This window comes from Streptomyces sp. NPDC050164 (assembly GCF_044459945.1).
GTDB classification, from domain to species: Bacteria; Actinomycetota; Actinomycetes; order Streptomycetales; family Streptomycetaceae; genus Streptomyces; species Streptomyces coeruleorubidus_A.
This window is the reverse complement of the sequence record NZ_JBITJK010000053.1, coordinates 44,761-56,514: the sequence shown is the minus strand read 5'-3', so window position 1 is coordinate 56,514 and position 11,754 is coordinate 44,761. Positions and strand designations below refer to the sequence as shown.

The 11,754-nt window shown below is 72.8% G+C and carries 10 protein-coding genes; 2 read left to right on the top strand and 8 right to left on the bottom strand.

Going from position 1 to position 11,754, the window contains the following annotated elements:
* Positions 1-102 precede the first annotated feature (102 nt).
* Both ACIBNA_RS40865 and ACIBNA_RS40860 read right to left on the bottom strand, forming a co-directional pair.
* Positions 103-528, bottom strand: a complete 426-nt coding sequence (locus ACIBNA_RS40865; protein ID WP_399170383.1) for an SsgA family sporulation/cell division regulator — start codon at positions 526-528, stop codon at positions 103-105.
* 66 nt (positions 529-594) lie between these two features.
* Positions 595-1,626: a hypothetical protein gene (locus ACIBNA_RS40860; RefSeq protein ID WP_399170382.1), complete on the bottom strand. Its 1,032-nt coding sequence runs from the start codon at positions 1,624-1,626 to the stop codon at positions 595-597.
* A gap of 128 nt (positions 1,627-1,754) precedes the next feature.
* On the opposite strand from ACIBNA_RS40860, the gene ACIBNA_RS40855 reads away from it, so the two are divergent.
* Complete coding sequence (locus tag ACIBNA_RS40855) at positions 1,755-2,447, top strand: hypothetical protein (protein WP_399170381.1); 693 nt, start codon at positions 1,755-1,757, stop codon at positions 2,445-2,447.
* Here the strand turns inward: ACIBNA_RS40855 and ACIBNA_RS40850 are convergent.
* Positions 2,344-3,315, bottom strand: coding sequence for an LLM class F420-dependent oxidoreductase (locus tag ACIBNA_RS40850; protein WP_399170380.1), 972 nt, complete (start codon positions 3,313-3,315; stop codon positions 2,344-2,346). The genes ACIBNA_RS40855 and ACIBNA_RS40850 overlap by 104 nt on opposite strands.
* Positions 3,316-3,388: 73 nt before the next feature.
* Between ACIBNA_RS40850 and ACIBNA_RS40845 the strand changes: the two genes are divergently transcribed.
* Positions 3,389-4,822: a serine hydrolase domain-containing protein gene (locus ACIBNA_RS40845; protein WP_399170379.1), complete on the top strand. Its 1,434-nt coding sequence runs from the start codon at positions 3,389-3,391 to the stop codon at positions 4,820-4,822.
* Here the strand turns inward: ACIBNA_RS40845 and ACIBNA_RS40840 are convergent.
* The 5 genes from ACIBNA_RS40840 to ACIBNA_RS40820 form a co-directional block, all read right to left on the bottom strand.
* Positions 4,814-6,481 carry a serine/threonine protein kinase gene (locus ACIBNA_RS40840; protein ID WP_399170378.1) on the bottom strand — a complete coding sequence of 556 codons (1,668 nt, stop codon included), beginning with the start codon at positions 6,479-6,481 and terminating at the stop codon, positions 4,814-4,816. The genes ACIBNA_RS40845 and ACIBNA_RS40840 overlap by 9 nt on opposite strands.
* A 364-nt stretch (positions 6,482-6,845) precedes the next feature.
* Complete coding sequence (locus ACIBNA_RS40835; RefSeq protein ID WP_399170377.1) at positions 6,846-8,135, bottom strand: polyprenyl synthetase family protein; 1,290 nt, start codon at positions 8,133-8,135, stop codon at positions 6,846-6,848.
* The gene (locus ACIBNA_RS40830; protein WP_399170375.1) at positions 8,132-9,199 is read right to left on the bottom strand and encodes a tetratricopeptide repeat protein; all 1,068 of its coding nucleotides are present in this window, start codon (positions 9,197-9,199) and stop codon (positions 8,132-8,134) included. The genes ACIBNA_RS40835 and ACIBNA_RS40830 overlap by 4 nt, the downstream gene beginning before the upstream one ends.
* 175 nt (positions 9,200-9,374) lie before the next feature.
* The gene (locus tag ACIBNA_RS40825) at positions 9,375-10,052 is read right to left on the bottom strand and encodes an AIM24 family protein (protein ID WP_274813745.1); all 678 of its coding nucleotides are present in this window, start codon (positions 10,050-10,052) and stop codon (positions 9,375-9,377) included.
* Positions 10,053-10,130: 78 nt separating this feature from the next.
* Entirely contained in the window at positions 10,131-11,573 is a 1,443-nt protein-coding gene (locus ACIBNA_RS40820) for a CAP domain-containing protein (protein ID WP_399170374.1), read from the bottom strand.
* Positions 11,574-11,754: the final 181 nt, after the last annotated feature.

Here is an 11,754-nt window from a genome sequence, read left to right as displayed (position 1 = left end):
TGCACACCTACAACCACCACCGCTGCCACACCGCACTCGAAGGTCAACCACCCATCACCCGCGTGAACAACCCTGCGGGTCAATACACCTAGAACCCCCGGATCAGCCCCCGGCGATGACGTCCGCCAGGAAGTCGTCGACGCGGACCTCCTCGCGGCCCGGCGGGACCACCTCGTGGGTCTCCCGCAGGAACGCCGCGAACGCCGGAGCCCACGCGAACACCACCGCGTGGTGACGGCCGCCGTCGGGTCGGGCGTCACCGAGGAACTCCAGGCGCAGCTCCTGCCACATGCCCAGCGACTCGGGACGCATCCGCACGTCCCCCACCCCGACCGGACGCTGCAGCCCCTCGCCGAGCATCTCGCGGTCCAGCTGCCAGCGGGCGAGGACACGGCCGTCGTGGCTGAAGACGACGGTGACGGCGAACGGGTCCGCGGCGTCGTAGCTCAGGTGGGCGAGCACGCAGAAGCGGTCCGTGTCACCCGCCTGGAGCTGCACCACCAGGGTCTTGTGCACGAAGGAGTTCACGAGAGGGCCTCCGGGAAGAACCAACCGACGTAGAGCCCTCTAGTACCCCCTACACGCACAAGATGCTCAGCCCTCCGGGTGATTCCCGCGGGCACCGCGCAGGGACTCGATGCACACGGCCACGGCCCGCTGGAGTTCCTCCAGACGCTGGACCATGTCGTCCTCGTAGAAATCCCCGGCGTCGTCGAAGGTCAGTTCCTCGAACACCTTGGTCGCCTTCTGGAGGCCGCTGTAGAACTTCGTGCGCCGCTCCTGCACCCGCAGCCCCGGGTCGGTCTCGACGGTCTCGACGACGAGGGACTTCATCGTCTCGTACGCCTCGGCGGCCCACTCGCCGGCGTCCTCGCCCTCGTCCAGCTCGTCGATGAGCGACAGGTGCCGCTCGGCCTCCTGCCGGAGGTCGGCCGGCGCGTCCACGGTCTGCCCGGCGGGCGTCTTGATCTGCCCGGACTCGGCGATCTGGCGCACGTATCCGATCCGGTCGGCCGCCCTGCTCTCGCCGGCGACGGCCTTCTTCAGTTCGTCGGTGCGCACGACGTCACGGGCCAGCTCGGACTGGAGCTCGGGATCCTCCCGGACCCGGTCCAGCAGGGCCTGGCGGGCCGCGCGGGCCGTGGCGGGGTCGGCGAGGATCGCGGCGCGCAGAGCGGTGGGGTTCTCCGCGACCTCCAGCGCCTTCGTGGGCCGGATGCCCTCCGCCTCGGCGGCCTCGGCGATGGCGGTGCCGCGCTCGGACGTGGCACCGGAGCGGGAGACGTAGTAGCTCAGCCACACGTCGGCGTCCGGCAGTTCCACCTCCTGACCCGGCGTCAGGGCCTCGAAGTGCGGGACCAGCCCGTCGTCGGCCGCCCGGTCCCACGCCTTGTAGTAGCGCATGACGCGCTCGGGGGAGCACCCGGCGAGCTCCGCGAACTCCTTCGCCGACACCTTCGGCGTCTCGTCCGAGGACTGCCCGCCGGGCCGCACACTGCGCGCCACCTTCAACCCGAAGGCCCACCCTCCGGTCCGGGCGTACGCCCCGAACTCCCGCGCGTCCCGCGCGATCGGCTCGGTGACGGGCGCCGGGGAGGTTTCGGGCGGGGTGATCGCCAGGGTCACGGACGACTCTCCTGAATGGGGTTGGCCAATTGAGTACGTGCAGGTCGGCAGCCTATACGAGCGCATGGCCCGGGCCGGCCGACGCAAATCGTTTCTCCTCGCTCCGCCCGGCGCGGGAGACTCGGGCCATGGTGAGACCTGAAGTCGGTGCGGCGTTGCGCCACTGCGCGCAATGCGGTGGATACGAGTACGGCGGCGCCCCCGCCTGTGCCGTCTGCCGTGAACTGGTGGACGGCATCGTCGAGGAGGAGTGGGCGGCCTTCCTGCGGCACTGGGACGCCGCCGACGGCGAGCAGGACAGGGCGCTGGCCGAGATGGTCGCGGCCGAACCCGACCGGCACGACTGGCGGGTGGTGGACGCCGCCCTCGACCGGCTGGTGTGCCCCGACTGCGGCGACCGGCTCGCACGCGGCCCGGCCGGCTGCCCGGCCTGCGACCGGGCGCATGGCTTCCGCTACGCCGCGATCGAAACCGACCGGCCCGGTGTCCCGCCGGGCAACGAACACGCGATCCGGGTCAATGTCTCGGTGGTGCGCAGGCCGCAGGTCTCCTCCGGGAGCGAGGTCCTCGTCCGCCGCATGCTGCTGCCGCTCCTCCTGGTCGGGTTCGTGCCGACGACCGAGCAGGCCCAGCGGGTGAGCGCGCTGGTCAAGAGGAGCCCCCCGGGGCGGAGGGCTCAACTGGTCGAGGAGAGCGTCGAGGCGCTGGCGGCAGACCTCAGCCGAACGCGTCGCGCAGGGCCGGCAGCAGGGTCTTCTCCGACCAGGCCAGATACGCCGGCTGCGAGTCGCCACCGATCTGGACCAGGGCGATCTCGGTGAAACCGGCCTCGGCGTACGGACGGACGGCCTCGACGAACGCGTCCGGGTCGTCACCGCACGGGATCGCGTCGGCGACGTCGTCGGTCGTGACGAACTGGGTCGCCGCCTCGAAGGAATCCGGGTGCGGCAGCTCCGAGTTGACCTTCCAGCCGCTGCCGAACCAGCGGAACTGGGAGTGGGCCCGCTTGACGGCCGTGTCCCGGTCGGGGTCGTAGCAGACCGGCAGCTGGCCCACGCGGGGCTTGCCCTCGCCGCCGTGCCGGTCGAACGCCTCCAGCAGCCCCGCCTTGGGCTCCGTGGCGATCACCAGATCGCCCAGCCGGCCGGCGAGCTCGCACGACCGCTCCCCGGAGACGGCGACTCCGATGGGCGGCGCCTGGTCCGGCAGGTCCCACAGCCGGGCCGACTCCACGTCGAAGTGCGTGCCGCGATGGTTGACGTGGCCGCCCTTGAAGAGAGCCCGGATGATCTCCACGGCCTCCTCGAACATCTCGTGCCGCACGTCGACGGACGGCCAACCGCCGCCCACCACGTGCTCGTTGAGGTTCTCGCCGGAGCCGAGCCCCAGCCTGAAGCGGCCCTCGGACAGCAACTGGACCGTCGCCGCCTTCTGCGCCACCACCGCCGGGTGGTAGCGGAACGTCGGGCACGTCACGTATGTCATCAGCGGGATACGTGACGTGGCCTGGGCGGCCGCACCGAGCACCGCCCACGCGTAGGGCGAATGCCCCTGCGAGCGCAGCCACGGGAAGTAGTGGTCGGAGGTCACCGAGAAGTCGAAGCCCGCCTCCTCGGCCCGCACCACATGGTCGACGAGCTCTCGGGGGCCGGCCTGCTCGGTCATCATCGTGTATCCGATTTGCACCATAACCGGCGGGTCCCCTGACGACGGGCGTGAAAACTGCTCGATCAAGGCCCCCGGACGAGGGCAGGATGCCCCCATGAGTGCCTCCGCTCTGCCCACCAGCAGCCCCGCCGCCCAGGGCGTCGACGCGTCCGGCGTCCACGCCTTCCTCGACGCCCTCGAAGCGGCCCCCGAGATCGAGCCGCACAGCTTGATGATCATGCGGCACGGCCGGCTGGTCGCCTCCGGCTGGTGGGCGCCGTACACCCCCGACCGCCTCCACCTGCTGTACTCGCTCAGCAAGAGCTTCACCGGGACAGCCGCCGCCCTGGCCGAGGCCGAGGGGCTGCTCGACTTCGACGCGCCGGTGATCTCGTACTTTCCGGAGTTGGAGGCCGAGATCACCGACCCGCGCAGCCGGGCCATGCTCGTGAAGCACGTGGCGTCCATGTCGAGCGGCCACGAACGGGAGACCATCGATGAGGTCTACGGGCTGGACAAGCAGGAGCCCGTGCGCGGGTTCCTGCTGCTGCCACCGGACCGCGACCCCGGCACCGTCTTCGCCTACAACCAGCCCACCACCTACACCCTCGCCGCGATCGTCCAGCGGGTGACCGGGCAGCCGCTCACCACCTACCTGCGACCGCGGCTGCTGGATCCGCTGGGCATCGGCGAGGTGTTCTGGCAGCGGGACCGCGCCGGTCGCGAGATCGGCTACAGCGGTCTGCACGCCACCACCGACGCCGTCGCCCGGCTCGGCGAGCTCTATCTGCGCGACGGGGTCTGGGAGGGCGAGCGGCTGCTGCCCGAAGGGTGGGTGGCCCGGGCCACGGGCCCGCGCATACCGACCGCCGGAGCCATGGGAGACCTGGACCGGCAGGACTGGGACCGGGGCTACGGCTACCAGTTCTGGACCTCCCGGCACGGCTACCGGGGCGACGGCGCGTACGGCCAGTTCTGCCTGGTGCTGCCCGAGCACGACGCGGTGATCGCCGCGACCACGGCGACCGAACGGATGCAGGACTACCTGCACCTCGTCTGGCAGCACCTGCTGCCCGCCTTCGGCCCCGAGGCGCTGCCCGGCCGGGACGCCGCCGACGAGGCCCTGCGGGAGCGCCTCGCCCAGCTCGCGCTGCCGCCCGCCCCGGGCAGGCCGGCACCGCCGGAACGGGCGCAGGAATGGGCAGTCGCCGAGTTCGTGTCCTCCAAGAGGGACGGTCCCGCTCTGTCGGCCGGGCTCGCACCGGACGCGGACGGCTGGACGCTCCGGCTCACCGAGGGGGAGAACCGGCTGGACCTGCGGATCGGAGCGGAGGGCTGGACTGTGGCGGAGAAGCCGCTCCCGACCGCGGTGAGCGGCGGCTGGACGGACTCCGGCACGCTGGCCGTGGAGGTGGTGTTCCTGGAGACACCGCACCGCCTGGCGCTGACGTGCTCCCTCGCGGACCGTACGCTCACCGCGAGCTGGCGCACGCAGCCCTTCAACCCCAGCCCGCTCACCTCCCTGCGCGCCCCGCGCGGCTCAGTCTGAGCCCGGCCGGAACGTCTTCAGGAAGGTCCGCAGCGTCTCCTGGTTCGCCTTCTCCTCCCAGTCGTCGTCCGGGGTCGTCCAGCGCAGCGAGAAGCTCCGGCCCTCGCCCAGCAGGAAACCCCGGCCGAAGGTGTGCACCCGGGTGCCGTCGACGTCCGCCGTCCACTCCATGTCGGCGGCCTCGCGTCCTTGGTACGTCGTCGCGCGGATCTCGCCGATCCGCCGGTAGTCGCCCGACCGCTCCAGGTGGGGTTCGACGTCGTCCCGCCACACGGCCACGGGGTCCGGGCCCACGCGTTCGCTGTAGGTGACGGCCAGCGTGCGGTCGTCACCGTCGGCGCCGAAGACCACGCGGTACCGCAGATCGCCCTGGCGATCGGTGTCCAGCCGCTCCCAGCCCTCGGGGAGCGCGACGGAGAAGCCCTCCGGCGCGCGATACGTGTGGAAGCCGGGCGGCAGGGCCGTGGCCGGGGCGGACGGCGTGCGCGTAGGCGTAGGGGTCGGAGTGGGCGTGGGGTCGGGGGACGACGGAGAGGGCGTGGGGGAGGGGGAGCCGGTCCGGCCGGGTGGCTCGGACGGCTCGGGACTGCCGCCGCCGGTGCCCTCGCCCGGCGGGGCGACGGAGGCCGGTGGCCGGGCCGGGGAGTCCGCCGCGTCGCTGCCCGCGTCGCTGCCGGGCAGCCCCTGGGTCGCGGCGAGCACGGCGACCGCGACGGTGACCACGGCCAGGGTGGTCCCGGCGACCATGGTCCGTCTGCTCCATGCCGGACCCCCCGGCCGCATCGCGGCGTACGCGCCGCGCAGCCGCGGCACGGGCGCCGACCCCATGGCCGCTTCCGGGTCCTCGCTGAGCGCGCGGATCAGCGCCTCCCGGACCACCGGGCGGGTCAGCCGTTCCCGTGCGTCCTTGCGGAGCAGTCCCTGCACGACCTGGGTGAGCGGTCCGGCGCGCACCGGTGTGCGCAGCGGCAGCCGGTCCACGCCCTTGAGGGTGTTCTCCGGCCGGCCCCGGTCCCGGAAGGGCGGACGGCCCTCGACCATCGTGTAGAGGATCGCGCCGAGCGCCCACAGATCGGCCGCCGGCCCGATGCGCTCGTCGCGCGCCTGTTCCGGGGAGGCGAACGCGGGTGCCGTGAGCCGGGGCGCGAGGGTCGCGCCGACCAGGCCGTAGCCGGTGACGACGACCGAATGGTCCTCGCGTACGAACACCTGGCCGGGGCTGAGCTCGCCGTGCGTGATGCCCTCGGCGTGCGCGGCGTCCAGCACGTCGAGCATCTCCAGGCCGATGCGGGCGGCCCGCACGTAGTTGAACGTGCCTTGTTCCGAGAGGAGTTCGCCGAGCGGGGTGCCGTCGATCCACTCGTTGACGGTCCACAGGGTGCCGGCCTCCTCGACGGCGTCGACGACCGTGGCGGTCCGGCCGGGGCACAGCAACGCCATGCGTTCGGACGTGCGCAGCAGGCGGCCGGCGGCCCGGCGCTCGGTCTCGTACGCGTCGTCCGGGAGCCCGATCTGCGTGACGAGACACGGGCGGGAGACCTCGCCGGCACCGATGTCCTCGGCGTACCAGCAGATGCGGTTGGTCTCGCGCTGGATGATCTCGAGCAGCCGGTACCGGCCGACGACCAACTGGTGTGTGGAGACGTGCGCCCTGCCCATGGCCATCCCTCGCTGGAAACCTGGCTCTCACCTTTTCCAGAAGTACGAGGGGCGAGCCGTGCTGCGTTCAACGGGATCGCAACTCCGCGTTCAATCTTGTCTTTTATTCAAGAGGGGGGATCAAGTGTGCGAGAGGAAAACGTCTTTCGCGGGCTCAGGGGCGGCTCACCTCGGCCGCCCCGGGATCGGGGCGGGGCCGCCGCGGGTGTCTCCGTGGGTGCGGAGAATTCGTCCCCGCGGCCCGCGGATTCCCGAATCCCCGGCTGGCCTGCTGGTAACCGACGGTAAATGCGATGGTGTCCAACGGTTGAACTCGACACCCCTCGCGATGAATTCGGCGACGGATTCTCCGAGGGCGGTCGGCTCAGACCTCCCGCCGCACCAGGAAGCCGAGCAGTGACCGCAGTTCACCGAGGGCCCTCGCCTCCAGCGGCACCCCGGCGAGCGCCGTCTCGACGGCGGCGAGGTGGCGCCGGGCCTGAGCCATGGCCGCCGAACGGCCGCCCGCCCGCTCGATCAGCTGCGCCGCCGCACCGGGATCGTCGCCCGTCTCCAGGAGTGCGGCGATCCGGTCGCCACTCGGGGAGCCGAGCGCGACCAGTACCGGCAGCGTCTTCTTCCGCTCCCGCAAATCGCCGTGGACCGGCTTGCCGGTGACCCGGGGATCGCCCCAGATGCCCAGCACGTCGTCGACGATCTGGAACGCGATCCCGAGGTGCCGGCCCATGCGGTCGAGCGCGGCGGCCGTTACGGGGTCGGCACCGCCGAGCACGGCACCCAGCGCGGCCGCGCAGCCCAGCAGCGAGCCCGTCTTGTGCTCCGCCATCGCCCGGTACTCGTCCGGCCGGACCCGCTCCGGTCCCGTCCAGGGGCGGTCGGCGAACAGCAGGTCGTCCGCCTGCCCGCGCACCAGGTCGCCCAGCGCGACGGACAGCGTCCGCACGGCCGCGACTCCGCCCGGCTGCGCGGCGAGCGTCTCGACGGCCAGCGCGAACAGGGCATCGCCCGTGAGGACCGCGGGTCCCGTGCCGTAGGCCTTCCACACGGCCGGGCGACGGCGCCGGTCCGCGTCGCCGTCCATGATGTCGTCGTGCAGCAGGGAGAAGGTGTGCACCAGCTCCACCGCGACGGCCGCGGCCACCCCGTCCCGCCCGGACGCACCGGCCGCCTCGGCACCGAGCACCGCGAGCGCCTGTCGCACACCCTTGCCGCCCGAGGTGACGGCCGGTGCACCGCCCACCTCACACCAGCCGAAGGAGTACGCGGCCATCTCACCGACCCAGGGGTGCAGTTGGCTGACGGCTTCGGAGAAGGCGGGGCGCACGAGGGTGCGGCAGCGGTGGAGGATCTGGTGGGGGTCGGGCGCGGCTGAGTGGTCGAGGCCGCCGGAGTGGCTGGGGCCCCGCGCGTGTTCGGGCTCGGCCGCGTGTACGAGGCCACTCGCGTGGCCGGAGCTGACCGCGTGGTCGGGGGTCAGCCCGTGGTCGGGGGCGCCCGAGTGGCTCAAGCCGCTCGCGTGGCCGGAGCCGCCCGTCTGGGCGAGGTCACCCGCGTGGCCGAGCCCGCCCGAAAGGCCGTCCGCCTGCTCCTGCCCCTCGTCATGCGCGACCCCGTCCCCCCGCGCCGCCCCTACCGCCATGGAGGACACCGTCACCGTGCCACCTCCGCCACCCTCGCTTCGGCGAGCCCGGCATCCGATATGCCGAGTTCGTCGTACGCGCGAGCCACCATCTTGCGGGCGTGCTGGAGACCGATCCGCTCCAGTGTGCCGGCGAGCTCGGACAGTTCGGCCGCCGTCTCGGCGCGGTCGCGGCCCAGCCGGGCCAGGGACTTGGCGAGGCCCAGCCGCGACAGCGCCTCCCCGCGGGGCTCGCTCATCTCGCGGAACTCCGCGAGGGCCTGCTCGTACAGGGCGCGCGCCTCGGCGTAACGCCCGGCCCGGTACAGGACGTTGCCGCGCATCTTGTGGTTGTAGGCCAGCGCGCTGGACAGCCGCATCGCGCGGCACGTCGCCTCCGCCTCGCTCAGCAGCTCCAGCGCCCGCTCGGTGTCACCGTCGCGCACCGACACGACGTCGGCCAGGCCACGCAACGCCCAGGCGTGACCGCGCCGGTCGTCGGCGCGCGCGGCGATCTCGGCGGACTCCTCGAACAGGGCGTACGCGGTGTCGTAGTCCCCGGTGTTGCGGTGGATCTGCGCGATGCCCTCCAGCGCCCACACCGTGTGCCGCGCCTCCCCGCGCCGCCGGGCCTCGGCGAGCAACTGCTCGTGCAGTCGGCCGACGGCCTCGTAGTCGCCCTGGATGCGGCCGGTCTCGGCCAGGCCCGCCAGCGAGTAGCCGCGTACGACCATGTCCCCGCCCTTTTCGCCCAGGTCCGCCGCGAGCTGTAACAGCCGGCGGGCCAGCCGGAACGCCCCGCGCTGCCGGGCCAGCGTGCCGCCGCTCCACAGCGCCCAGGCCATCGCAGCGACATCCTCGGCCCGGCGGGCGGCCCGGTAACTCGCCTTCCACGCCCGGTCCGCGTCCTCGACCCGGCCCAGCCGGCGGTGCGCCTCGGCCACCGCGAGTCCGGAACGCGCCGCCTCCCCGGGCTTCCCCGCGCGCTCGGCCGCCCTCAACTGCTCGGTGCCGGCGGCCAGCACGTCGGTCAGTGAGGAGTTGACGGACAGGGTGGTGAGCGCGCCCTGATACTCCGGGGCGAATGCCTTGCCGTACATCGATGCCTTCCGTCCGTATGCTCGCTATGTATACACAGGGCGTATACATGGCGTGTATAGAAAGGTGGAAACCTGCCCTGGCCACAAGGGCCAGGGCATCACCTGTTGTCGATCAAGACGTCGACCGTACGGACGGGGTTGCCTGTGAGGCGCAGATCACCGTGGGGAGGGGCCTTTAGTGCTGACCGGCCTTCTGCGGTGTCGCCTCGCTCGGCCGCACGACGACGTATCCCTCGCCCTGGAGCGCCAGTTGCACGGCCTCGCCGGAGCCGCCGCGCAGCATCGAGCCGATGGACTGGGAGCGGTGCAGCGAGGTCTGCAGGCCCGCCGTCCAGCCGACGATCGCGTCGGTGTCGACGTACACCGGGTACTGCGGGGAGACCGGGATGACGAGCGGAGTGCCCTCGCACACCAGGCCCAGCTTGCCGTGCCCGGTGAAGACGCTGTTGAACAGGCCGCCGCCGGTGATGCCGGCGCCCTTCACGGTCGCGATGCGGTAGGACAACGTGGCGTCGAAGCACAGGACGTTACGGCCGTTGACCGTGAACTCGTCGCCGGGTTCGACGTCGACGACGAAGCAGTTCTGCGCTTCGTGGGCGAACCAGGCCTCGCCCTGCCCGCGCACCGCCATCAGCGGAAGTCCCTCCCCGGTGACCGCGCGCTTGAGCATGCCGCCCACGCCCTGGCCCTTGCGCTCGAACTGGAGGTTGCCGCGGTAGGCGATCATCGCGCCCTGTCGGGCGAGCATCTCGCCGTTCACCGTATAGCGGAGGCACTTGGCGTTCTCGACCGTCATACCCGGTGCGACGGCCGGCTGTGCCATGTGCTGGCTGGAAAAGAGGTCACCCTTCATAGGCGCATCCTCACCCGGAGCGTCCCCCTCCGCCAAGATCGGGGGCGTATGACGGGCAGGGCGCGCGGTGGCGCGGTGTCAGCCGCCGAAGAGCTGCGTCCAGTACGTACCCGCCCGGCCGCCGCCCGCGAAGCCGACCCCGAGGTGCGTGAAGCCGGGCTTGAGGATGTTGGCCCGGTGGCCGGGGCTGTTCATCCAGCCCTCCACCACTTCGGCGGGGGAGCGCTGGCCGCAGGCTATGTTCTCGCCGATGGAACGCCGGGTGGAGCCCGCGGCGGCGGCTCTGTCCCAGGGGCGGCTGCCGTCGGGCGCGGTGTGCGAGTAGAAGCCGCGGGCCACCATGTCCGCGCTGTGCGCCTGGGCGGCGGCGGTGAGCAGGGGATCGGCGGCCAGGGGCGTGAGTCCGGCCCGGGCGCGCTCCCGGTTGGTGAGGTCGGTGACGGCCGCCGCGGCGCCCGCCAGCCCGTCCGGTGTGAGGGGCATGGCCCAGAGCGCGGTCCAATAGGTGTCGGCGGTGCGACCGTCGTGGACGTGGGCCACTCCGGCGTGGGTGAACGCCGGGTCGTGCAGGGTGCGGCGGGCCCCGTCCGTGCGCAGACAGTACGCGACGAACTCGGCGGTGGTACGCGGGCCGGACACCAGGTGCTCGCCGACGGTGAGGTACGCGTACCCGGCGCCGAGGACCCGCTGGTAGACGGAGGCGCCGTCCCGGCTCTCGACACCGAGGCGTCCGGACGCGGCCATGGCGGCGGCGTGGGCCCGCGCCGCGGACACCAGCCGCGGGTCGAGCGAGACCGGTGGTGAACCGGCGGCGGTACGAGCGGAGTTGACCAGGGCGGCGAAGCCGTCCGGGTCGGGGGCGGACGGTACGGAGGCGGAGGGCCCGGGGGAGTGGCCGACGCCGGCCGCGCTCCCGGTCAGGCGCCGCTCGGCCGGGACCGGCCTCGGCGCATGGGCCGCTCGCTGCGCGCCGCCGGCGAGGGATCCCGGCCGCGCGCCCGGCGCACTGGCCGCCGCCGAGTCCGGCCCGGACACGGGCGGGTCGTCCACGACGTCGACGCCGAAGTCCCTGGCGAGTCCCGCCAGTCCGTCGGCGTACCCCTGGCCCAGGGCGCGCAGCTTCCAGCGGTCGCCGCGCCGGTAGAGCTCCGCGAGCAGCAGGACCGTCTCCTGGCGGGGGTGCGGCGGGGTGAACCGGGCGAGCGGGCGGCCTCCCGCGTCGGTGACGTGCAGCGTGGGGGAGGGCAGACGGCCGAGGGCGGTTCCGGGCTCGGCAGGGCTGACGGCGACGGTGACCCGGGTGGCACCGGTACGCAGCCTCGCCGGGTCCACGGTGAGCGCGTCGCCCCGCAGCGTCGCTCCCGGTGCGGCCGGCTGGTTGTAGAAGACGAAGTCGCCGTCGTCCCGCACCTTTCCGCCGTCGTCCGTGACGAGCGCGGACACGTCGAACGGGCCGGGCACCCGGACGGTCACCGCCCCGCCCGGAAGCGGCAGATTGCCACCGGGGACCAACTCGCTCATCACGCCCCACTGCTGTCGTCGTACCGGCCTCCCCGTGGGGACGCGGATGCCCGGACAACGGCCGTGGCCGCGCGAGGGTTCCCACGTCAGTCCGGGCCAACGACCGCCTTCAACCTCTTCGACATCTACAGACCGACCGAGGCCACCCTGCACAGCGTCGGAGGCCGCACCACTACCGTGT

Bases quoted from the DNA above. Each gene is read 5' to 3' on its own strand.
- ACIBNA_RS40855 (WP_399170381.1), top strand. From the start codon at position 1,755: ATGGTGAGACCTGAAGTCGGTGCGGCGTTGCGCCACTGCGCGCAATGC.
- ACIBNA_RS40850 (WP_399170380.1), bottom strand. From the start codon at position 3,315: ATGGTGCAAATCGGATACACGATGATGACCGAGCAGGCCGGCCCCCGA.
- ACIBNA_RS40845 (WP_399170379.1), top strand. From the start codon at position 3,389: ATGAGTGCCTCCGCTCTGCCCACCAGCAGCCCCGCCGCCCAGGGCGTC.
- ACIBNA_RS40840 (WP_399170378.1), bottom strand. From the start codon at position 6,481: ATGGGCAGGGCGCACGTCTCCACACACCAGTTGGTCGTCGGCCGGTAC.
- ACIBNA_RS40830 (WP_399170375.1), bottom strand. From the start codon at position 9,199: ATGTACGGCAAGGCATTCGCCCCGGAGTATCAGGGCGCGCTCACCACC.
- ACIBNA_RS40825 (WP_274813745.1), bottom strand. From the start codon at position 10,052: ATGAAGGGTGACCTCTTTTCCAGCCAGCACATGGCACAGCCGGCCGTC.
- ACIBNA_RS40820 (WP_399170374.1), bottom strand. From the start codon at position 11,573: ATGAGCGAGTTGGTCCCCGGTGGCAATCTGCCGCTTCCGGGCGGGGCG.